Origin of the sequence: Nitrobacter vulgaris, assembly GCF_002028545.1 — a bacterium.
GTDB classification, from domain to species: domain Bacteria; phylum Pseudomonadota; class Alphaproteobacteria; order Rhizobiales; family Xanthobacteraceae; genus Nitrobacter; species Nitrobacter vulgaris.
On sequence record NZ_MWPQ01000058.1, the window covers coordinates 21075 to 42291 of the forward strand.

Annotated in this window: 18 protein-coding genes and 1 tRNA gene; 7 read left to right on the forward strand and 12 right to left on the reverse strand. The window is 60.5% G+C overall.

Annotated elements, in window-relative coordinates; translation table 11 throughout:
* Nucleotides 1-43 precede the first annotated feature (43 nt).
* Together rnpA and rpmH are read right to left on the reverse strand one after the other, a co-directional pair.
* The gene (gene rnpA / locus B2M20_RS16730) at nt 44-379 is read right to left on the reverse strand and encodes a ribonuclease P protein component (protein WP_079448172.1); all 336 of its coding nucleotides are present in this window, start codon (nt 377-379) and stop codon (nt 44-46) included.
* Between the two features lie 22 nt (nt 380-401).
* On the reverse strand, nt 402-536 hold the full coding sequence (gene rpmH, locus B2M20_RS16735; protein WP_006609582.1) for a 50S ribosomal protein L34: 135 nt from the start codon (nt 534-536) through the stop codon (nt 402-404).
* Nucleotides 537-855: 319 nt separating this feature from the next.
* Here rpmH and B2M20_RS16740 point away from each other — a divergent pair, with 319 nt between their 5' ends.
* Together B2M20_RS16740 and B2M20_RS16745 are read left to right on the forward strand one after the other, a co-directional pair.
* Nucleotides 856-2340: a sensor histidine kinase gene (locus B2M20_RS16740; protein ID WP_079448173.1), complete on the forward strand. Its 1485-nt coding sequence runs from the start codon at nt 856-858 to the stop codon at nt 2338-2340.
* A gap of 343 nt (nt 2341-2683) precedes the next feature.
* Nucleotides 2684-2760: transfer RNA gene (locus tag B2M20_RS16745), tRNA-Arg, on the forward strand.
* Between the two features lie 474 nt (nt 2761-3234).
* Here B2M20_RS16745 and B2M20_RS16750 read toward each other — a convergent pair.
* The gene (locus B2M20_RS16750; protein WP_079448174.1) at nt 3235-4968 is read right to left on the reverse strand and encodes a hypothetical protein; all 1734 of its coding nucleotides are present in this window, start codon (nt 4966-4968) and stop codon (nt 3235-3237) included.
* A 372-nt stretch (nt 4969-5340) separates the two neighbouring features.
* On the opposite strand from B2M20_RS16750, the gene B2M20_RS16755 reads away from it, so the two are divergent.
* A complete protein-coding gene (locus B2M20_RS16755; RefSeq protein ID WP_079448175.1) occupies nt 5341-6216 on the forward strand; it encodes a caspase family protein in 876 nt (291 codons plus the stop codon).
* A gap of 229 nt (nt 6217-6445) precedes the next feature.
* On the opposite strand, the gene B2M20_RS16760 is transcribed toward B2M20_RS16755, so the two are convergent.
* The 3 genes from B2M20_RS16760 to B2M20_RS16765 form a co-directional block, all read right to left on the reverse strand.
* Nucleotides 6446-7351: an efflux RND transporter periplasmic adaptor subunit gene (locus B2M20_RS16760; protein WP_079448176.1), complete on the reverse strand. Its 906-nt coding sequence runs from the start codon at nt 7349-7351 to the stop codon at nt 6446-6448.
* A 119-nt stretch (nt 7352-7470) separates the two neighbouring features.
* A complete protein-coding gene (locus B2M20_RS19650) occupies nt 7471-7617 on the reverse strand; it encodes a hypothetical protein (RefSeq protein WP_158081556.1) in 147 nt (48 codons plus the stop codon).
* A gap of 98 nt (nt 7618-7715) precedes the next feature.
* Nucleotides 7716-7964, reverse strand: coding sequence for a hypothetical protein (locus B2M20_RS16765; protein WP_244553572.1), 249 nt, complete (start codon nt 7962-7964; stop codon nt 7716-7718).
* 734 nt (nt 7965-8698) lie between these two features.
* Between B2M20_RS16765 and B2M20_RS16770 the strand changes: the two genes are divergently transcribed.
* Nucleotides 8699-8932: a hypothetical protein gene (locus B2M20_RS16770; RefSeq protein WP_079448178.1), complete on the forward strand. Its 234-nt coding sequence runs from the start codon at nt 8699-8701 to the stop codon at nt 8930-8932.
* A 150-nt stretch (nt 8933-9082) separates the two neighbouring features.
* Here B2M20_RS16770 and B2M20_RS16775 read toward each other — a convergent pair whose 3' ends face one another.
* Nucleotides 9083-10123: an alpha/beta hydrolase gene (locus B2M20_RS16775; protein ID WP_420799323.1), complete on the reverse strand. Its 1041-nt coding sequence runs from the start codon at nt 10121-10123 to the stop codon at nt 9083-9085.
* Nucleotides 10124-10847: 724 nt separating this feature from the next.
* Between B2M20_RS16775 and B2M20_RS16780 the strand changes: the two genes are divergently transcribed.
* From B2M20_RS16780 to B2M20_RS16790, 3 genes are all read left to right on the forward strand, one after another.
* Nucleotides 10848-11120, forward strand: coding sequence for a hypothetical protein (locus B2M20_RS16780; RefSeq protein WP_079448179.1), 273 nt, complete (start codon nt 10848-10850; stop codon nt 11118-11120).
* Between the two features lie 46 nt (nt 11121-11166).
* The gene (locus B2M20_RS16785; protein WP_079448180.1) at nt 11167-11439 is read left to right on the forward strand and encodes a hypothetical protein; all 273 of its coding nucleotides are present in this window, start codon (nt 11167-11169) and stop codon (nt 11437-11439) included.
* Nucleotides 11440-11686: 247 nt separating this feature from the next.
* Nucleotides 11687-12298: a pyridoxamine 5'-phosphate oxidase family protein gene (locus tag B2M20_RS16790; protein WP_173816057.1), complete on the forward strand. Its 612-nt coding sequence runs from the start codon at nt 11687-11689 to the stop codon at nt 12296-12298.
* A 134-nt stretch (nt 12299-12432) separates the two neighbouring features.
* On the opposite strand, the gene B2M20_RS16795 is transcribed toward B2M20_RS16790, so the two are convergent.
* The 5 genes from B2M20_RS16795 to B2M20_RS16815 all read right to left on the reverse strand — a co-directional run bounded on the left by B2M20_RS16795 (nt 12433) and on the right by B2M20_RS16815 (nt 21045).
* A complete protein-coding gene (locus B2M20_RS16795) occupies nt 12433-14364 on the reverse strand; it encodes an AsmA family protein (protein ID WP_079448181.1) in 1932 nt (643 codons plus the stop codon).
* Nucleotides 14365-14559: 195 nt separating this feature from the next.
* A complete protein-coding gene (locus tag B2M20_RS16800) occupies nt 14560-17685 on the reverse strand; it encodes an efflux RND transporter permease subunit (RefSeq protein ID WP_079448182.1) in 3126 nt (1041 codons plus the stop codon).
* Entirely contained in the window at nt 17685-18533 is an 849-nt protein-coding gene (locus tag B2M20_RS16805) for an efflux RND transporter periplasmic adaptor subunit (protein ID WP_079448183.1), read from the reverse strand. Before B2M20_RS16805 ends, B2M20_RS16800 begins: the two co-directional genes overlap by 1 nt.
* A 189-nt stretch (nt 18534-18722) precedes the next feature.
* The gene (locus tag B2M20_RS16810) at nt 18723-20198 is read right to left on the reverse strand and encodes a caspase family protein (protein ID WP_173816051.1); all 1476 of its coding nucleotides are present in this window, start codon (nt 20196-20198) and stop codon (nt 18723-18725) included.
* A gap of 202 nt (nt 20199-20400) precedes the next feature.
* Nucleotides 20401-21045, reverse strand: a complete 645-nt coding sequence (locus B2M20_RS16815) for an OmpA family protein (protein WP_079448184.1) — start codon at nt 21043-21045, stop codon at nt 20401-20403.
* Nucleotides 21046-21217: the final 172 nt, after the last annotated feature.

Consider the following 21217-nt stretch of genomic DNA (forward strand, 5'->3'; position numbering starts at 1 on the left):
TGCGGCTGTATACACCGTTGATGTCGTCGATTTGACGCTGCGTTCATCCTGGATGCCGGCGGTCGAGGCGATGAAACGCCGAACGCAAATCATCAAGCATCACGGCATAACGGCGGTTGAGCGCAGCACGGCGGCCGATTATCACATAATCGCTGTGCGGTCGCATGGATACGGCGTCCAGGCGCTTCACCAATTCGCGAAGTCTGCGGCGGATGCGGTTTCGCTCGGTCGCGGTGCCATTTTTTTTTGTCACCGTGAAGCCGATCCTGATCGGACCGCCATCGTTGCGGCGACGATTTTGTACCACGAAGGCAGGGGTGCTCACCCGCGGCCCATTGGCAACGGCGAGGAAATCCGCCCGCTGCCTCAACCGGTCCATGATGGTTCTCGGGACGATCCGCTCAGGCACTCAGGCGCTTGCGGCCCCGCGCGCGCCGCGCGGCAAGAACCTTCCGGCCGCCGGTGGTCGCGAGGCGGGCACGAAAACCGTGGCGGCGCTTGCGCACCAATTTGCTGGGTTGATAAGTCCGTTTCACGGGAGTCTCCGCTGACCGGGCACGTCGCCTGATGTTGAGGTTAAGTCCGGTAATACCGACCTGAACCGAGCCTTTATTCGGCCCGAACAAGCCGTCCCGATCGAAACCGAGCCGTCACGGACAATTGGCGCGGCTTATACGGGAGTGGCCTCTTTTCGTCAATCTTGCCCTGTACCGTTTCCCAGCCCGGCCGAATTGGCCAAAATCTCGCGCCGACCTATATTACGCATGTGTTCCGGCAGTGGTTCAGAGGCCGGCGTGCTCCATTCCAGGAGCGCGGATCACGGTCAGTTTGCCGCAGGCCCTTCAGAGGACAACCGTGTCACAGGCGATCGAACAGCTCCGGATTCGGGCCTCACGTCTCTCATTGCGCGGCCGGCTCGGCCTGTCCGGCAAGCTCCTGCTGCTGACGATTCCGCTGGTCATGATCGCCGAAATACTGATCTACGTCCCCGCTATCGCCAATTTTCGGCTGAATCGACTCAACGATCGCCTGGCAGCCGCCAACACCGCAGCGCTGGTGCTTGATGCAGCTCCCTCTGGCATGGTGCCCGACTCGCTCGCACGGCAGATTCTCAACAGCATCGGCGCCCGTGCGGTCGCCATCAAGATGGGTCAGCAGCGCCGGCTGCTCGCCAGTGCCGATCTACCGGCGGCGATCGATCATGACATCGACATGCGCACCATGACTCCGTGGTCGGCCATTGTCGGTTCATTCGAAACCATGCTGGAGAGCGGCAACCAGGCGATCCGCATCATCGGACCGGGGTCGCGCGGCGCGCAGTTCATCGAGGTCGTCACCGACGAGGAGCCGCTGCGCCAGTCGATGTACCGCTTTTCGCGCAACCTGCTGCTGGTCTCGCTGGCGATAGCGATTCTGACTGCAGGTTTGGTCTATCTGGCGCTGCACTACCTGTTCGTCCGCCCGATGCGGCGCCTGACCGCGAATCTCGTGGGCTTTCACCAGAATCCCGAAAGCTCGGCGCGGATCATCGTGCCGTCGCAGCGCGGCGACGAAATCGGCGTCGCCGAGCGTGAACTCTCCGACATGCAGCGTGACCTGGTGTCGATGCTGCATCAGAAGAGCCGGCTGGCAGCGCTCGGTCTCGCCGTCTCGAAGATCAATCACGACCTTCGCAATCTGCTGGCGTCCTCGCAGCTGCTCTCCGACCAACTGGCCAGCGTGCCCGATCCCCGGGTGCAGCGGTTCGCGCCAAAGCTGATGCGCTCGCTGGAACGCGCCATCGCATTCTGTCAGTCGACGTTGTCTTATGGACGGGCGCAGGAGGCCGCCCCCGACCGGCGGCTGATGGCGATTGAACCTATCGTCAACGAGGTGCGGGAGTCGGCGGGACTGGCGCCGGACGGATCCATCACCTGGATCAACGCGATCGAGCGCGGCCTTACCATCGACGCGGATCCGGATCAGCTTTTCCGTATTCTGCTCAATCTCGTGCGCAACGCCGCACAGGCTTTGGAGAGCCAACCGCGAAACGACGCTGATGCTGCGACCCGGCAAATCCGGGTTACCGGCCGCCGCGAAGGCGCGGTGGCGATCGTTGAGGTTTCCGACACCGGACCTGGCGTTCCGCAACAGGCGCGCAACCATCTGTTCGAGGCCTTCCAGGGATCGGTACGCCCCGGCGGCAGCGGTCTCGGCCTTGCGATCGCGGCAGAACTGGTGCGTGCGCACGGCGGCGACATTGCTCTGGTCGAAGGCACCATAGGCGCAACGTTCCGGATAGCGATCCCGGATCGTCCCGTGGAGTTGCAAACGATCCGTAACGAACGCGCCCGAGCCTGATCAATCTCAAGATGTCGCTGCTTCGTGTACTAGATTTCGATTTCTTGCCATTATAGCGTTTTCGAGCAAAGTGGATGCCGGTTCGCGTGAAGAAAACACGTCAAATCAAAATCCTGGAGCCACGCTTCTAATTCCCGCAGAAGCGGAAAGGCCCTAGGCGAGGAAGCAGCCTTGTCGTGCCCCTCACCGCGAATCATCATATGGGATTTCCTGTCGTACGGCGCTGCCGGTGCAGCCGCACCGCTTGCAAAGCCGACCGGGAGCCGTTAGCAATGGCGCGCCTTCGGGACGCTGGTTCCCGAAACGCAAGCACTGTGAATTTCAGCGATTTTTGCCGACAAACGCGCCCGTAGCTCAGCTGGATAGAGCACCAGACTACGAATCTGGGGGTCAGGAGTTCGAATCTCTTCGGGCGCGCCAGCTATTTGCTTTTTTCATAACTGATTTCGCGATCGGTCCGGAGATATGACGGCCCGCTTTGTCGGGTCGACCTGACCGCACGCAACACATCGAGAGCCCCATCCACTTCGGGCTGTCGGGGACAAAGTCATCTCTCCGCTTACCTAGCAACCAAAGCCTATTAGAACTTCATGGATGCAAACAAACAAATGTTGCGTCCCGGCTGTAAGATCTCGCCCTTCTTGTATGATTGATGAAAACGAATGTCGTCATTCAGGAGGTTCTGACGGAATCCGGAGCGTGCAGAGCAAATTGGCCAAGGGGATTATCGGTATACCGACCGTTCGCCTTCCCTTGCGGTGCATCGGGCTAGCGCGTCAGGGAATGTCACTCGCTAGCGCTTTGCCTCCTCGTAAAAGGACTTGGCAAAGCATCATTAGCGGCGCGCTCCGGACGTGTCGCTGGCCTCATCCGAATGGTAAGCCAGACAGTAGTCTAGTGCTCTGCTCGTTTCATCGCCTTGCGTGCCAGCGCTAGCCCCATCAGCACGAAGGCGGAGGTCACCTCCGGACCACCCACCACGATGCGGGTCGGAGTTTTCATCTTGTTCCATTCATAAGCCCTGAAGGGTCCGCGCCGTCCGCCTTCGCCGGCGTGGCTGACGATGCAGTTCAGCGCAGGCGTGAAAGCCGCCCGATCCGCGCCGAGATGACCTAAGGCGATGAGCGCCAGCGCCGCATCGAACGCGTTCATTTCGGCGGCGATCAGGATGTCCTGCACATAGACCAGAACCCGGCCGCGCATGTAGCCGAAGCTGTCATCGGGATCGATCGCCTGACGGGCAGCATCCGGCAGCATCGCGAATGCGGCGTAACAACGTCCGAAGTAGGCGCAATAAAGCTCCGGCAGATAGTAGATATGCGATCTGGGATCGCTGAACGCGCCGCTCTCGACCAGGCGTTTTTGGAAGCGGATGATCCGCTGCACCGTTTGCAGGCGTTGCGGCGTCTCAAGAATGCGCCACCGCGAACAGTTGCGGAAGCTGACCTCGAGGACATCGAGATTGAGGGTAGGATCGAGATCGTTGCCGTAAGGACGGTCGCCCGCGAGATTGTCGATCCAGGTGACGATGCCGCCGTCGTAATCAATGTTGTCGTTCAATGGCACAGTCACAAGCGGTTCATTGGCGCCGCTATCAACCTGATAGCCGGCGTAGAAATCGAGCAAGGGCTGATCAAGGATCGGATCGTTCGAGCCGACTTGCGTGGCGGCCGAAAACGAACAGGCTGTGGTGTCGCAGTCCGGGACGTAAATGCCGAAGCCGAGATTCTGCTTGATGTGTGTGAAAAACCGGCTGAACCGCGGATGGGGATTCGGCGCCAGCGCCGTGATCACGCTGACCCGGCTACCGTCGCGCGAAAACACCTCCTCGCGGCTGGTTTTAAGGCAGAAATCGATCATCTCATTGCTCGCGCGGCGGATCGCATTGGTTTCCGCAAGCGTGGCAAGACCGGTTTCGGCAAAACTCAACAGCGCCTCGGTGAAGAATGCATCGTAATAGGCCGAGCGATGGCGGATCTGAACCGGCTCCCACATCGGTTCGGCGATGCCGCGCCACGGCGGGTTGATCACGTCGCGTGCCGGCGACCGCGCAATGAAGACCCGCGCTAGATTAAAGAGCAGCGTCGAGTTCTTGTAGCCGCGCGCGTCGAGCCCGGTAAGGGCGGCGAGAAAATCCCGACCACGCAGATCGGGATCGCCGATTAGATTGAACGCCGCAAAGGTGGGGATGAACCCGTTGTTTCGAAATGATTGAAGCAGATGCGCGCCGCAGGTCCGGATAACGCGCTCGATATCGGCAAGGCTCGGCTCAGGCGCAGAGCGGGACATTGCTCCGGGCCGGGGATGGCTCAAAGTCACCGTGTCCAGTAATGCGGCCACCGGTCGGCCGATCGTCGCCCAATCCGGCGTTTCATCGTCCCGCGCTTGTCGCAGCGCGTTTTGCAGTTCCTGAAAACTGGTCTGGTCCCTCAGTTCTGGCAGGCCGGCGCGCCGCAACAGCGGGCGCAGTGCCGGATTCGCCAGCGCGGTCTTGTAGAATCTGGCGAGATGGCCGTCGCCACCCTGGTGGCGCAACAGCACAGGATCGCACACATCGTACAGTGTCGGGCCGTCCTTACGGTTCGTCAGCGCGCGGTAGACAGCGCCGGCCACATGGCGAGCAGTCATGATTTTCTTTCGGCGTCCCCATGCGCGCTCAAGGCTTGTTCCAGCCAAGCTATTGGAAAAATTACACGAATAGTGAAAAATAACAAATGGCGACCACCAAGCCACGGCATCCGGCCATCGGTAACACTTGCTTGATTATCGGACGTCCGGCCCTCCTAACTTTCGCGGCCGTAACGTTGCTTAACCAATTGTGTTTCCAATAAATAAAGGTTTCATGTTGCTCATTGAGGAGCCGCGATGTATGACCCTTTCTTATGCTGCGGTGCCGCAAAACGAGCGTAATTGACCGCAATAGGTCAGGCGCTCCCTGAAACCAATCTGGCGTTGGCGCGACTTACAAGCGCAATTGAGCGCGACCGGGAATCGATTGTTATGAAGTTCGGGCAGTTTCGCGTTTCCCCACGGTCCTTCACATTGGCCGCAGTCTTCGTCGGGATGGTATCGCTGGCGATCGGAGCCCATGCAGCCTTTAACAAGCGCAGCGTGGAGGTCGCGAAGGCCCTCGACGTCGAGGACACGACCGGCAGCATCGCCGTCAAGTCGTCGCGGGTCGCGCTGGTGATCGGCAACGGGCACTACCCGGATGCGAACCAGCCCTTGAAACAGTCCCTCAACGATGCCCGGGCGCTGGCAACGGTTCTGCGGCGCGACGGCTTCGACGTCATCATGGTCGAGGATGCCGACAAGGACGACATGTCCCGCGCGGTCCGCCGTCTGGAATCAAAGATCGGTCCAGATACGACGGCGCTGCTGTTCTTCAGCGGGTTCGGCATTCAGTCTGGGCGCGAGAGCTACATGATCCCGGTCAATGCGCAGATCTGGAAGGAAGCCGACGTTCGGCGCGACGGGCTCTCCGTCGAAACCGTTCTCGGGGCGATGAAGGAGCGCGCCGCCAAGGTCAAGCTCGCCGTGATCGACGCATCGCGGCGCAATCCGTATGAACGGCGCTTTCGCTCCTACTCGCACGGTCTTGCGCCGATCAACGTGCCGGACAACGCGCTGATCCTGTCCTCGGCCACGCCAGGACGGGTCATCGACGAATCAAGCGGACAATACAGCCTGCTGATGGCTGAATTGCTCAAGAATCTCGATAAGTCGGATGCGGACGCCGAAGCCGTTTTCAGCAGGACTCGCGTAGCGGTTTCGCGTGCGAGCGAAGGGGAACAGGTCCCAACCGTGTCGTCCTCGCTGGCTCAGGGCGTACCTTTCAGGTCTGATGCGGCGGTGGCCGCGCACAAAGAACGATAGCTAGCGCTGAGAGCCCTCCGCTCTGATTGAAACAGAAGCAGGGGTCTCTGTTTTCGTTGACGCGTTTCCCTCACGCGAATCGGTAGCCACTTCGCTCGAAAAGACCTGTCCTGCCGTGAGGCAGACGCTTCGGCCGATCCAGCATCGAGAGATCGAAACCGTCGCCCGATCCTTTCCTTGGACGAGGAGCGCTCACCGCGGCGACCCACTCCCGAAATCCGGGAGAGATCTAGCGGGCCGCACTCGCTTCCATGGCGATCGGTCTGACCGGATCACCTTCGCGTAGCAAGGCGCCCGCGCGCGCCACCACAACGTCGCCTTCCGACAATCCCTCGCGGATCTCAACCTGCCCTCCCGATCGCAATCCAACCTCGACGTGCCGCATTTCAACACGCTGACGCCGGACGACCTGAACCACTGCGCCCGCGTTTCCATACAGGATCGCGGTCAGGGGCACCGCAATGCCGCAGCTTTCGCCGGTCTTGATGATCGCGCGGCCAAACGCATTGACCAACAGGTGCTTGCTGGGGTCAACGGAGATGAAGACCTGCCCGAGTTGGCTGTTCGGTTCGACCGTCGGCGCAATCAGTCGGACCTTGCCGTCCATTTCGCCGGCACCGACGGCCTTGACCTTAACGGTCTGATCGACCGCGAGTTTCGCCAGGTCGCTGCTCGGCACCTGACCCACCAGATCGAACTCGTTGCCTGTGACAATATTGAACAACGCCTCCCCCTTGCCCGACGCCACCGCCCCGATCTCGGCAGACGAACGGCTAACGAGTCCCGCCACCGGAGAAGAAACCAGGATCGTTCCGCCTTCGGGCCGAGTCACGCGGGCAAGCGCCTGCCCGGCGGTGACGTTCTGTCCCGGCTCTGCCAGAACCTCAGCGACCTTCAAGCCCGGCCGCTCCGGCCGCACCGCGGTCTCATTCTTCGGGATCAGGATTCCCGTTACCTGGACGCTCGCCAAGAAGCAGGATCTGGTGGCTTTCAGGACGCTAACGGCGGCCGCATTCGGAGCAACCTGTTCATCCGCGGACAATCCCGACGGAGCAATGATGGTTGCCACCAGCACAACGGCGAGAGCGAGAACCTGCATTGTAATGTAGTGCGGACCCGGAAGTTTCGTGGACATTGATCAAAGACTCTTTCCGGGAAAATCGCTGCGAGAACGCGATCCACTTCGCTTGAGAACGCTATAATCAAGCCACGATCGCGTTTCAACAACCGGCACGATCGGAAGCACGACAAGCTTCATGCGGCCTGCGCCCGAGCGTATAGGTCCGCGCTCGGCGTGATCTCGCGGCGATGGATATCGACGGCCGCGATCAGATAGGGGAAGCCTTTCAGAACCAGCGGCGCCAATTCAGTCGCGTCGACCCGGTCGATCGACCATGCCATGGCCGCGCTGCAATAAGCTCACGCTCCTCAACCAACCTCAATCTTTGCAGACAGCACGAGAAACCCCGCCGGAGCGGGGTTGTGCTTCGACTCGTGCCTTACGTCGACGCGAACTTTTGTCTCAGCGCTTTTTCTTCAACTCCGAGTGTATCGCAAATCGCCTTCAGACGCGAAGGATCCGGAAACTGAATGCCGCGCATGTAGAGTGAGATATCGCAACGGCGAAAATCCTGGGTGCCGCGAAACAGCTTCGATGCTTTGCGAGCAAATTCCGCCTCTGTCCAATGCTTGTCAGCGACAAGTTTTGCAAGGCGATTTCCAAACCCTACTTTATCTGCATCTGTCATCATTTTCTTTTCTTCCTGACTTCCCCTTCACGCGCATCAATCGTCCGGACAACGATCCGCGACGCAAGCCGCCGGCCTTCCGGCGAGTTTTCTTCCGTCAAAGGGAATGTATGTCTTACTATACATCGCTTCATTTACTTCCCACGCCAGCGTCGGAGCACCCCTGCGCATTCCGCATAGGGATTTCACTTTCGAACATCGCGCGCAGCTTCGAACGTAAAGCTCTTGACTCAACTAGTCTCCTCTCCGGTTTGAATGCGCCGAACTCTCGAAGACAATTCTAGCGAGCCGCATTCGATAGCTCGACTTCAGCCATCGCCACGACGAGGGACGCGATTGATGATTGTTTGGCGAGCGCCAGCGCAACGTGAGGATGACAATCGCAGCGATGCCAACGTCTTTCCGTTCTGATAACGTCGGGAGCGCAAGTCGCTCTCGCTTCAACCACGATTCGTCGTCGCGCTTTCCAAATATGGGACGCCGCCATAGAGTCGGTCTCCACCGACCTTAGATCTGGCCAAATCGGCTAAAGCCGAGTAATCCGGGATGGTGAGGTTCAGCCAGCGCTACCAGATATGACAAACGCAGGCAGTCACCGTGGCAGTGAGTATATCCATTTGAGCTAACCACGCCTTCTGACATGCGATCACTCCGTCATCTAAAGTGAATTGCCGAAGCCACCTCCGCCGACACAGGTCGTCATCCTCCGTCGAAAGATCGAAAGTCAGTCTCATATGGCAACTCCCACGACCTCCGACCACGACCAGACACGCATCGAAGCGCCCAAAGCCCAGGCCGACAAATCGCTTGGCCCCGACTTCGATTCCATGACGGACCGCGAACTCCTCATGGCCGCGGCTAGCAACGCCTTTCATAACGGGAGAGCCTTGCGTCAAATCAAGATCATGGCGACGGTGCTGGCGCTCGTCGTTAGTCTCATTCTGATAAAGCTTTTTGGCCTGACGTGACAGGATGCCGCGCCGGCAGGTTTCCGCAGGGATCCGGTCATAGGCGGTCACCACATGACCGGGTCGTCGCGCAGATCACGATAAGCATGTTGGGTGTCGCAAGCCGCTATCAGCAGACGCTAATGCGCCCTGATGCGCAGCCAGGACGCCTCAGGCCCCGTCAACCGGGGGGCGTCCGTCAATGGCGCGTCGAATGACCTGACGGACCTTCGCGTTAGACAGAAACAGGTCGTGGTTGATAAAGCCCCAACCCTGCGCCGAGGCGTCGATGACGCGCAGCCCAAGTTGCTCAAGTTTGGCCTTTTCGGCAGCGCCGACGCGGGTGATGCCACCGGCCAGGAAGCCCGAGAGAGCCAACGCGCGGTCGTTGGTAGCGGTGACGACCGTGATCTTCCCGGCGAGCGGGCCGACGCGCGCGACCGAGGAGGTGAAGACATCGAGGTCGATGTCGGGCGAAGCGAAGACAACGGCTCCGATGCGATCGCCTGCCGCCGGCTGCCGCGCGCAAATCTGGCGCAGCGCCTCCATCGTCAGCATGGTGCCGACCGAATGCGCGACGATGTGGATACGGCCAGTGATCGGACTCGCCATCAGCCCGGTCAACACTTGATCAAGCGCGTCGCGCGACCACATCGCACTCTCTCGGTCGTAGCCGTAGTCGAGCAGGCTCGCTTTCGAAGGCCAAGAAAACACCATGGTCTCGCCGCGAAAGCGGATGCCTTCGGAGATTCGGGCGGCGTCGAGCGCCGCGTTTTCAAAGGTCTGGTTGAAGCCGTGCACGTAGATAAGCACGTCACGGGTGCCGCCTGGTTCAGCGTAGAGGTCGCCGATTTGGCTGGTCGGCTCGATTGCGTCCAGGCGCCAATCGTCCAGCCCGACGGCGTTGAGTGAGAAGCGCCCCCCGCTTGGCGGTGTGAGCTTGGCGCGAGCGACGTTCAGTCGCGCGGCTCGTTCAGACCCATACCAGGGCTTGGCGCGCGCACCGTTCACAGGCTTGCGTGTGGTGGCGACGAGAAGCGTCGGATTGGTGGAGAGTTCGGCGGCATCGAAGGTCGCGCCGCCGGAGGAGAGAGCGGCACTGGTGCAGCCGCCGACGGACGCGCCGAGAGTCAACGTGCAGGCGGCGCCTGCAAACGCGCGTAACACAGCGCGGCGGGACGCGAGCGACGGTTGGTGAACATGATGTGACAATTTGCAGGTGTCCCCACGATCGGAGCGTGGTGCACGGCAATCGCGGCGAGAATGCGGACATATTGAATTGATGCGAGCAGGCCTCGGTTCCCGAGGCCGCCCGCAGATTGTCTCTGACCCAGGGTATTTGTATAGCCGGTATTGGTATGGCGTGGTTAGCAAGATGGCTAGCGCAAGCTTCGGACCGACGACGCATGCCGTGGTGTTGGCCATGCCTCAGCACTCTTACCGGGCCATTGGGCAGACGAGAAATCGCTGCGCACCTCCCTTGGCTAGGTTGTCTTGGCAAGTTTGCCGCCAATTTGGCGCGCTTTTCACTGGTTCTGATCTCAATAATTTAGCGCTTTTCGCGGAGGCTGATGTCGGATCACCAGAAAATCTGGAGCTCCGAGTTAACCGCACAAGGGTCTGGAACCATCGTTTAACCGACGGAGAGCTAAAATGCGGAAATTCATCTTCGCTATGACTACTCTTGCCGTCTTCGGTTTTTTTGCAAGCGAGGCATCGGCGGTCACGGTGCTCAACACGACACAGGCCGACGTGAAAAAGCAGTGTGAGGGTAAAACCAAGTGTAGTGGAGCCTGTGGCAGCACAATATGCAATTACGTTTGCGACAACCCAAAAAAGCAATGCACCGTGTCGATATACTTGAAGCGCCCACCCGGTCGGGTCCCAGGATCGACCGACGGGTCCGGGATGACACGCAGCAATCAATGACGACCCGATGATCGTCACTGCCCGTGACGGCGGCATACGGCCCGCCGTCACAAAGCCGACGCCCACAAAGCGTGGCTTTCGAGCTGCACCGTTGGCTGAGAGAACCGCCAAGAAGGAGCTAAAATCAGGGATCCTTGCGGTGGAAGCTGTCGTCTTCTTCCGGAAGGCGACGATCATCTCTTCCAAAGAGGCGACAGCGAACAGCATCCGGTATGGGGAAGTTTATGGCTCCGGAGTAGATATCCTGCATCACTTCGCTAAAAAGAGGAGACTAATTTAGCGACGGGGCCGTCGCTTACTTCATTTCGGATTCAGTCGGAGGATCGATGCTCTTTATTATCGTTGTGGCTTTGGTGGCGACCTACCTGATATCGCGGCTGGTCGGGCTGGTTGCCAGGAAGTGGCCGGACACAATCGGCAAGGCCGTATGCGTCAATGCCGTGAGCGCTATAATTGCCGTGGCAGCGGGGACACTGGCCTCCGCAGCGGACGGCGGGCAGCCGAAATTTTATTTGGCGTTTTTGATTTACGGCGGCGCGCAGTTGATTGTGCTGATTTTTGATGTGCTCCGGATTATGCAGCTTAAGTCGACAGCGTAACCACGAGAGTGCCGACGACTCAAAGGTGATCCTGCCAAACCGGACATGGCGCGCCTGCTGGAATGCAGGCGATCTCCTGCCCGAGGACTATTGCGCTATCCATGAGGGTGCCGCCTGGACAGTTCACAACATTGCCAGGCTTGGGGCACGCAGTTTTACAGACGCGCGCCGCGCTGTATAGGATGGCAATCCAACCGGACGATCCAGGGTGGGAAAGGCCGTCTCAGCGCAGGGAGTAGCAATCGTGGTGACCGCCATCGAGACGATCGAGCAGCTCGAGGCCATTTATGGCCAGCCGGGCGAGGCGGCGACGATCAAGGTGGCGCAGCGGATCACGCCGTCCTATCGCGCGCTGATCGAAAGCTCCCCGTTCGCCATCTTGGCGACCTGCGGGGAGGAAGGGCTTGACTGCTCGCCGCGCGGCGATCTGCCCGGCTTCGTTCGGGTTCATGACGATCTCACGTTGATCATTCCGGATCGGCGCGGCAACAACCGCATCGATTCGCTGCGAAATCTCATCCGCGATCCAAAGGCCGCGCTTCTGTTTCTGATCCCGGGATCCGGCACCACCCTGCGCGTCAACGGCCGCGCGCTGGTGTCAGCCGACCCCGAGCTGCTCGCGTCGTTTGGAGTCGAAGGCAAAACACCCCGTTCGGTCATCGTCATGACCGTGGAGGAAATTTACTTTCAATGCGCGCGCGCCATCATCCGTTCGCACCTCTGGGATCCGGACAGGCACGTCGACCCCAAGAGCTTGCCGACGCCCGGAGAAATCCTCGCGGAGATGAGCAAGAGCCGCGTCGGCGGCGAGGAATATGACAAGGCGTGGCTCGAGCGCGCGCGGCAGACGATGTGGTAATGCGCCTCCACGTCCGGCGCGCCATTGCGATCCTGCAACAGAGCGTTTGATTCAACACAGTTGAATCGGACTCAATATTTTTGATTGGACGCATTTTCTTCACGCGAACCGGATCTACTTCGCTCGAAAACGCTCTAGCGGCCGAACAGTTGTTTCATCATCTCATCGAGAGGTGGCGGCTTGTCTCGGGATGGCACGTTTTGGTGCGACGGTCCTTGAGAAGGCTTGTCCTTAGCGGGAGGTTCGTCAGGAGCGGGATCCGTTCCTGAGCCGAGACCTTGCCGGATCAAGGTATCAAGGGTCTCTCCGATGCTGGGGCCGGACTGGTCAGAACTGCCGCTCGCGCTGCGGCCGAACAATCCCTGCCCCCATTCCCTCAGCTTCGCATAGACCGCGCCGGGATCGTCCAGAATGCCGGCTACGTCAGGATAGATGCGCGGCTCACTCCATGTCCCTTGCACGACGACCGGAATGCCGAGGCCGATCGGATCGGCGGGCGCCCCTTGGCCCTCGGTGGTCATAACGAGTTTCGGCTCGACCCGGAATGCCAGCATCTTCGAGCCGAGATCGACGGTGCCGGCACCGCTCATCCGCACAAGTGGGCCGGTTAGAAACAGGTCGTTCGTGGTGGCCTGTCCTTTCGCGATGGTCGCGGTTGCGCTGAGTTGCGACATGTCAGTGGCCTGATCAGGGCGCTCCTGCCACCCCGACAGAGTACCGGACGTCAACGCACGGATCATTCTCGCAATGTTGAGGTTGCGGATCGCACCGTCGCGGACGTCGATCGAAGCTGTCCCAGTGAGGCTCGACATGATCGCGCGCGCGCTGACGCCAGTGCCGCGGACGTCGGCTGTCGCCCGCATCCTGCCATCGACATTGTCGAAGTCGGCAAGGCTCGACAACAGCGGCAGCGCGCGAACACCGCTCACGTCAGCCTTGAGCGCGTAGGACGGATCGTTCGGAGACACGTCGATCGACAGGCTGCCATTGGCTCGCCCGTCATAGGCGCCGAGGTTCGAAAATGACGCTTTCAACACGCCGCGATCGATGGCGGTCTCGACCTGGGCCGGCGCAAAGCGCGCTCGGCCGATATTTAGTTCCGCCGCTGAAATCGTCGCCTGCGCGTCGACATACTTTAGCCCGCTGACATCGATCGGCGCATCGCTCCATGGTTGCGCGCCGGAGCGCGGTGCCGAAGGCTGGCTCGCTGCTGCGCCGAGGTCGAGCCGCTGAAAATCGAGATCGACTTTCACAAGCGGCTTGCTCGAAAGATCGACCGATGCCCAGCCGTTGAACTTTCCGTCGTCGAACGATCCGGACAAGCCATTGATGAGAAGCATCTCCCCGTTGATCCGGACCTCGGCCCTGGCTGTCAGTCGGCGGGTCCGCGCACCTAAAATCTCGAGTTTCAATTCGGTCGGGATATTTCGACGCCCGAGCGAACCTGCAGGCTGCGTTGCTGCCATGGCGAATGTCAGCGGACGGTCGCCAGGACGCGCCTCGCCCGTGATGTTGATTCGCCGGTCAGCACCAAGCGTTACGCTCGCGTTCACACCATCGACGCGATTCTCCCAGCCCGTTTGCGGATCGAAGAAAACGATCGTGCCGTTGGAAACCGTCACCCGGTCGACCGGAAATTCCGTATTGCCTCCCGCTGTCTCTTCGGAGCGGTCTGACCTGGATGAAACGCCGCTGCCGGTGCGTTCACGAAGCAGCGGCACCCGCAGCGTGGGGCGATCGATACCCAGTTCCGAGATCTTTAAAGTTCCCGACAGGAGGCTCGCAAACTCGAGACGGGCGCGGACTTCCCCCACGGCAAGCTGCGCATCTGTCGCTTCCTTTCCCGGATGATCGAACGTAACGTGACGCAGCGCGAATCCGAGCGACGGCCATAGGTCGATGCCGATCGTGCCTTTGATCGCAATCCGGTACCCCGTGTCGCGCTCGATCCGGTCCTGCACCAGCGACGCGACGTAACCGGAAGGAAATCCGGTTACGAGAATCACGATGACGATCACGATCAGGCTGGCTGCGACGACGCCTGCGATTTTCAGTGCTCTTGTCATCTCGAAACAGCGTGTCCTTGCATGCAAACCGTCAGAAATTGAACAGCAATGTGATTCCGCGTTGAATATGGAGATGTCGTGTCAAACTGGCCCGAAAGGGCTAGTGGAGTGAATTTGACATTCGCCAGAAACGCGTCAGATCAGAATCTGAGAACCCCGCTTCTGATTCCGTTAGAAGCGGAACGGCTATAGCGCTTATTCGGCGCCCGGAAGCGAGACGGCGTTCGGCGGCTTTTGTTCTGCGGCTACCGGCTCGGCGAGATCCGCGCCCGAGGTGAATAGCCGTTTGCTGTGGCGCCAGATGAACTTTCCGACATCATCCATCAGCAGGAACATCGCAGGCACGAACACGAGCGAGAGCATCGTCGAAAACAGAAGGCCGCCGATCACCGCGAGCGCCATCGGCGAGCGGAATTCACCGCCGGCACCGAACGCCAGCGCGCTCGGCATCATGCCCGCGACCATCGCGACGGTCGTCATGACGATCGGGCGAGCGCGCTTCATGCCGGCATCGATGATCGCCTCTTCCCGCGCGTGGCCTCCGCGGATTGATCCGACCGCGAACTCCACCAGCATGATCGCGTTCTTTGTGACGATGCCCATCAGCATCAGGATGCCGATCCAGACGGGTGTCGTGAGCTGCTTACCGGTGAGCAGCAAGGCCATGATCGCGCCGCCGATCGATAACGGCAGCGAGAACAGGATGGTGATCGGTTGCAGGAACGTGCCGAACAGCAGCACCAGAACCGCATAAACCATCATCAGTCCGGCCGTGATCGCCGTTGCGAATCCTTCAGATAGCTCATTCAGGCTCTCAGCGTCGCCCGAAGGACTGACCTTCACGCCCTTGGGCAAGGTCTTCATCACCGGCAGATCGTTGATCTTCTTGGTCGCGTCGCCGAGCGCGGCCGTGCCGACGAGGTCGGCCGCAACGGTGGCCTGCCGCTCGCGGTCGTAGCGGTTGATGTTGGTGGGGCCTTGATCCAGCCTGATATCGGCAACGACGGAAAGCGGGACATGACCGCGGCCGCCACCGATCGGCACGCGCATCTGCTCCAGCATCTTCAAATCGGAGCGCGCGTCCTCATCGAGTTGCACGCGGATTGGAACCTGGCGGTCACCGGCATCAAACTTCGCCAACGCCGGGCCAACGTCGCCGATCGTCGCCACGCGAATGGTTTGCGAGAGTTGCTCGGTCGATACTCCGAGACGCGCGGCGAGATCGGCTCGCGGCTGGATTCTGAGTTCGGGACGGTCGAGCGACGTCTCCGGCGTGACATTGGCAATCAGCGGAATGCGCTTCATCTGCGTCGCCAACTCGTTCGCAACATTGCTGACGATACCGATGTCGGCTCCGGTCACCACAAGCGAAACCGCGCGCAAGCCGTTCTCGTCAAGGAACCAGTAACGGATGTCGGGAACACTTTCGAGTTCCTGCCCGATCGAGAGTTCAAGTTCCCGCTGGGTGATGTTGCGGTCTTGCTTCGGGGTATAGTTGATGATCAGGGATGCACGACGCACCTCCTGCAGTCCTGGCGGCACGCGCCCGCCGTCCACGAATACGCTCATCACCTCCGGCCGCTTGCGCAGCCGCGACGCGATCTCTTCCGTCACCTTTTCGGTATGAGCGAGTTGCGACCCCGGCGGCAGCTCCATCGCCAGCAGCGAGCGCGCGGTGTCCTGCGCCGGCAAGAAACCCTGCGGCAACAGCTTGATGCTCCAGATCGAGGCGGCAAAGACCGCGAAGCCGATCAAGACGGTGATGATGTAGTGCCGCACCGACCAAGTAACGAGGCTGATATAGGCGCGCAGCACGCGGCCCGGCGGCGGTGGATCATGCGGATGGTCCTTCATGAAGTAAGCGGCGAGTACGGGCGTCACCAAACGCGCGGCCAACAACGAGAAGAACACCTGCACCGACACCGTGATGCCGAACTGCTTGAAGAACTGCCCCGCGATGCCCGACATGAAACTCGCCGGCGCGAAAATCGCGATGATAGTGAGGCTGATCGCGATCACCGCGAGGCCGATTTCATCGGCAGCTTCGAGCGCGGCGCGGTAGGGCGATTTGCCCATTCGCATGTGGCGCACGATGTTCTCGATTTCAACGATAGCGTCGTCGACGAGAATACCGGTTGAAAGTGTGATGGCGAGGAAGCTGACCAGATTCAGCGAGAAGCCGAGAATGTCCATCGCCCAGAAGGCTGGAAAGATCGACAACGGCAGCGAGATCGCGGCGATAATGGTGGCGCGGATGTCGCGAAGGAACAGAAAAACGATGATGACGGCGAGCGTCGCGCCTTCGAACAGAGTCGAGATTGCCGCCTCATAGTTGCCTTTGGTGAACTCGACGGAGGAGTCGATCAGCTTCAGATCGACGTCGGGATATTGCCCTTTCAGCGCGTCGATCCGATTCTGCACGGCCTTAGCCACCACAACGTCACTCGCTCCCTTGGAGCGTTTGATGCCGAGCGCGACCACCGGCTGGCCGTTGAAGCGGGCAAAGGTCCGACGGTCTGCGATGGTGTCAGTCACCGTGCCGAGGTCGTCGAGACGGATTTCGCTGCCACCCGGCAGAGAAATCATCGTGCCTGCCAGCTCGTTGAGGGTCTTGGCGCCGGCCAGGGTCCGGATCGCCTGATCGTTCTGTCCAATCTCCGCTCGCCCCCCGGCGACATCGACGTTGATGCCACGCAGCCTCTGGCTGACATCGACCGCCGTCAGTCCCACCGCGTGCAGGCGATCCGGATCGAGCGACACCAGAATTTCACGCTCGACACCACCGATGCGCTCGACCTGGGCGACGCCACGGACGCCTTGTAATGCCCGCTTGACCACGTCATCGACAAAGTATGACAGTTGTTCGGGCGTTTTTCCGGGCGAGATCGCGGCATAGGTGACGATCGGCAACCCGATGACGTCGACACGCTGGATCAGCGGCTCGTTGACGTTCTGCGGGAGATTGGCGCGGACCCGCGTCACGGCGTCCTTGACGTCGTTCAGCGCCCGGTCCGTATTGGTCTCGAGCGCAAACTGAATCGTGGTCAGCGACAAGCCATCTGTGATCGAGGACGAAATATGACGGACGCCCTCGACGCCCGAGACGCCATCCTCGATAGTCTTGGTGACTTGTGACTCGAGTTCGGCGGGCGCAGCGCCAAACTGCGAGACCGTCACAGAGATCACAGGGATATCCGCGCTCGGCAACCGCGTGATCGCGAGCTTGGTGAAGCTGACCCAGCCCAGTATCAGCAATATTATCGAGAAGAGGACGGACGGGAGCGGATGCCGGATCGACCAGGCGGAAATATTGGAGGCCATCAACGTGCTCGCGATCGATCGAGATCATCGGAGAATATGGCCTTAACCCGATCGCCGTCATGCAGCGACGTGCCGGCATCGGCCACGACGATTTCTCCGACTTTCAATCCTTCCAGGATCTCGACGGCGGCGTCGGACGTCAATCCGACGCGAACGCGCCGCGTCTCCACGACATCTCCGTTTACCACCTGAACCGTCAGGTGATCGATCGCGGATCGGGGAATGGCCACGCCGCAACTGCGCTTGGCGTCGATGCTGGCGCGGGCGAACATTCCGATCCGCAACGTCGGGTCTTCGCTCAGAGACAGCCGGACATGACCCATTTGGGTTTTACGATCGATCTCGGGCGAAACCAGCCGGATGTGGCCGACCAGATCGGGCCCATCCTCGCGGCTGACGCGCGCGCTCGCGCCCGGGTTAAGCTTGAGCACATGGATCGACGGCACCTCGGCATCCAGCTCAACCTCATTATTGATTGCAATCCGGAACATCGGCCCGGCTCGTAGCGAGGCCGGCGCTCCGACGGCGGTACGAACTTGGGTGACGAGGCCCGCAGCAGGCGCGCGCACGGCCGATCCCGATTTCCCGCCGGGCGGTGGCGTCAGCCGGGCCAGTTCCTGATTCAGCGCGACAGTGTCGCCCTCACGGACAAGCACGTCGGTGACCTGCGATCCTTCAGAGTCGGGGCTGACCACCGCTTCCTGACGCGCAACAACGAAGCCAGTCACACGAACCATGTCGGAAAAGCAGGCATTGGTCGCGCGAGCGACCGTCACCAGGGCGCCTCCAGATGTTCCGGTGTCATCGGCGGCGTACGAAGGGCTCACGACGCCGATAGTCGTCACCATTGCGCCAAAAAACAGGCCGGAGGCGAGCTTATGCGCGCATCGCGGTCGAAATCCTGAATCCGAAAGTTGCCTCACCCTGCAATTCTCACATTGAACGCGCCGCGTGTATCGATACGGCGACAACCTATACGGCGCATCCGTAATCGCAAAACAAACGGGTCGAAATCATCGCCGTGCAGGTACACGACCTCAGCGCACGCCGTATCCGGTAAACTCCTTCACGATGTCCGGATCCATTGCCTTGGCGTTGGCGATGTCCAGGTTACCCTCCGCGACGGCGCCGCTGCGCTGCCTGGCAAGGCCCCGGCCGTAAAGCGAGGAGGTCAGCCTGGGGTTGATCTTGAGCGCCGCATCGAAGTCCGCGATCGCATCCTTGTTCGCGCCGCTCTTCAGGTTGAGCAGGCCGCGGCTGTCCAGCGCATCCACAAAATCCGGCCTCAACCGGAGAGCCTCGTCGCAGTCTCGCCGCGCGGATGGCAACTCGCCGATCACAGTCCGGGTCCAGCAGCGATTGTTGTAGGCCTCAACGTCCTTCGGATTGAGTCGGATCGTCGCATCGAAATCCTTGATGGCGAGTGCATAGGCGCCCTTGCTGGCATAGACCTGTCCACGCCGATACAGTGCGTTGGCATCGTCTGCCTTGGCGGCGATCCTGGTCGTCAGCGATTTGATCGTTGGATCGTCGGCCAATGCCAGCGCGGTCTTTCCGTCATCCCGGCTTTGCGGCGGAGGTTCCGCCGGAGGTTTGGCTTGGCCTGATGAGGCTTTGGGCGTCGGAGGCGCCGACGCAACAGGCGTCGGTGCGGGCGGGGACGGCGAAACGGATGGAGATAAAGCCTCGGTCTGCGGGCTGGGCGGCAGCGATGGCGTTGCGGCGACATCAGGCTGGCCATCCCGGCCGGGAATAAAATGGAAATCCTCGGCCAAAGACGACGAAATCCACGGCACCTGCTCAGCGCGCGAGGCTCGCGTCACCCCGACACGGGTGCGGTTCAGCGTTTCCTCAGCTGTCAGGCCGGGGACGCGGATCTCCTTCAGCAATTCGCTGACGAACAAGCTGTGATCGGTGCCGGCATCGCTGGACACCGAACTCAGCGCCGCAGAATACATCACCAGCGTTCCGCTCGGCGCGATCACCGGAGCCAAACCGGCCGAAAAGCTGCGGAAGCGGCGCTCGAACGGATTGCGGCGGGAGGCGTCAAGCAACGCGATCTTGACCCCTGCACCGCGATTGTTGATCTCACCCAGAATGGTCTCGAGGCTGAAGCCGTCGCGGCGCACATCCGCTTCGGTCCAGAGTTGTGCGTCGACCGGGATGAGATAGCTTTGGCGTCCGGACTGGATGCCGTATCCGCTGAAGAAGATCAGCGCGACGCTGCCGGGCTTGATGCGAGTGTATAGACGCTTCAGCGCGAGGCGCATGGCTTCGCCGGTCAGATTTTCACCGGTTTCTACATCGAAGCCGTCGTGCTTGAGTTCGGCGGCAACATCGCGGGCATCGTTGACCGGCTCCTTGAGCGGCGCTTCGCTGTCCGGATAGACGGCATTGCCGATGACAAGCGCGATCCGCGTGCTTCCGTCGGTCGCGGCCGATGCGACCGACGGCGCCATCGCAAGCACCATCGTCAGCGTCAACACGGCCAGCACCGCAACCCGAATGTTCATGCGACGACAGTCCAAAGTCAGACGCCGTTCCAGCCCGCGCCGTGGCGACCTTATCTTACGCGATCCGCATTTTCAAACCAACGACGCGGCGGCTGTCAACGGCCGACAAAATGCAAGGCTAGCGCGTCGACGACTACATCGGGCTGCGTAGTCATGCGAGCGACATAGTGTGCGGCATAAGCGCGGCGCGGCAATATCAGCATTATTTATTCGCGGCCTGCTCTTTCGCCGCCATGTTGACGACCTCGACGCGACGGTTTTCCGGAGAGAACGGGTCTGCAGAATTCTTGTATCCCTCTTTTCCATATCCGGCCGCGACCAGATTTTCCGCCGGAATCTTATATGTCTCAATAAGGAATCGCTTCACGGCTTCAGCGCGGCGTTCAGAGAGGTCATGATTGTAGGCATCGGAGCCCTTGCCGTCAGTGTGGCCACCGAGCATGATGACGGAGCCTGCCAGCTCGTCGCTCGTCAGCGCCTTCCCAAGGCTGTGCAACTGCGGCTCAGTCCGCGGCGTCACGGCCGCAGAATCGAAATCGAAGTTGATATCCAGATCGATCTTCGGGCGCTGGGCGGCAATCTCAGCCAGATGATCGCGATCACCCATGGACAGCGAGCGGGTCTTGCCGCGCACGTTCCTGACGAAATCCAGATCGCTGGGGCTCAGCGCTGGCCGTGTTGGCGCGCTCAGGCTACGCGTCTTCGAAGTCTTAAGTCCGTCGATAATCTGCTGCGCGGAAAGGTCGCCGGCCGAGGCGCCCTGTGGTGCGGCGATCACAACCAGGCCGGACGCCAGAATGGCCGCCCTCAGCCTTTTTCCGGAAATCGTCTGAACCCACATGATCATCTCCCTTTCTGTTCATTGGTCCGCCACACGATAGGTTGTCGCGCAGCATTCTATGGGCGACCTGCGGTACCACTACGTGACTGGCATCACAAAGATAGCCGGTTGTCACCGCCCGAACTGTCCTGATTTGACGCCACTCGGCGGAAGTTCGTTCAAAATGATTCAAAGCCTG

Bases quoted from the DNA above. Each gene is read 5' to 3' on its own strand.
- rnpA (WP_079448172.1), bottom strand. From the start codon at position 379: ATGGACCGGTTGAGGCAGCGGGCGGATTTCCTCGCCGTTGCCAATGGG.
- B2M20_RS16750 (WP_079448174.1), bottom strand. From the start codon at position 4,968: ATGACTGCTCGCCATGTGGCCGGCGCTGTCTACCGCGCGCTGACGAAC.
- B2M20_RS16755 (WP_079448175.1), top strand. From the start codon at position 5,341: ATGAAGTTCGGGCAGTTTCGCGTTTCCCCACGGTCCTTCACATTGGCC.
- B2M20_RS16760 (WP_079448176.1), bottom strand. From the start codon at position 7,351: ATGTCCACGAAACTTCCGGGTCCGCACTACATTACAATGCAGGTTCTC.
- B2M20_RS19650 (WP_158081556.1), bottom strand. From the start codon at position 7,617: ATGGCATGGTCGATCGACCGGGTCGACGCGACTGAATTGGCGCCGCTG.
- B2M20_RS16765 (WP_244553572.1), bottom strand. From the start codon at position 7,964: ATGACAGATGCAGATAAAGTAGGGTTTGGAAATCGCCTTGCAAAACTT.
- B2M20_RS16770 (WP_079448178.1), top strand. From the start codon at position 8,699: ATGGCAACTCCCACGACCTCCGACCACGACCAGACACGCATCGAAGCG.
- B2M20_RS16780 (WP_079448179.1), top strand. From the start codon at position 10,848: ATGATCGTCACTGCCCGTGACGGCGGCATACGGCCCGCCGTCACAAAG.
- B2M20_RS16785 (WP_079448180.1), top strand. From the start codon at position 11,167: ATGCTCTTTATTATCGTTGTGGCTTTGGTGGCGACCTACCTGATATCG.
- B2M20_RS16795 (WP_079448181.1), bottom strand. From the start codon at position 14,364: ATGACAAGAGCACTGAAAATCGCAGGCGTCGTCGCAGCCAGCCTGATC.
- B2M20_RS16800 (WP_079448182.1), bottom strand. From the start codon at position 17,685: ATGGCCTCCAATATTTCCGCCTGGTCGATCCGGCATCCGCTCCCGTCC.
- B2M20_RS16805 (WP_079448183.1), bottom strand. From the start codon at position 18,533: ATGGTGACGACTATCGGCGTCGTGAGCCCTTCGTACGCCGCCGATGAC.
- B2M20_RS16810 (WP_173816051.1), bottom strand. From the start codon at position 20,198: ATGAACATTCGGGTTGCGGTGCTGGCCGTGTTGACGCTGACGATGGTG.
- B2M20_RS16815 (WP_079448184.1), bottom strand. From the start codon at position 21,045: ATGATCATGTGGGTTCAGACGATTTCCGGAAAAAGGCTGAGGGCGGCC.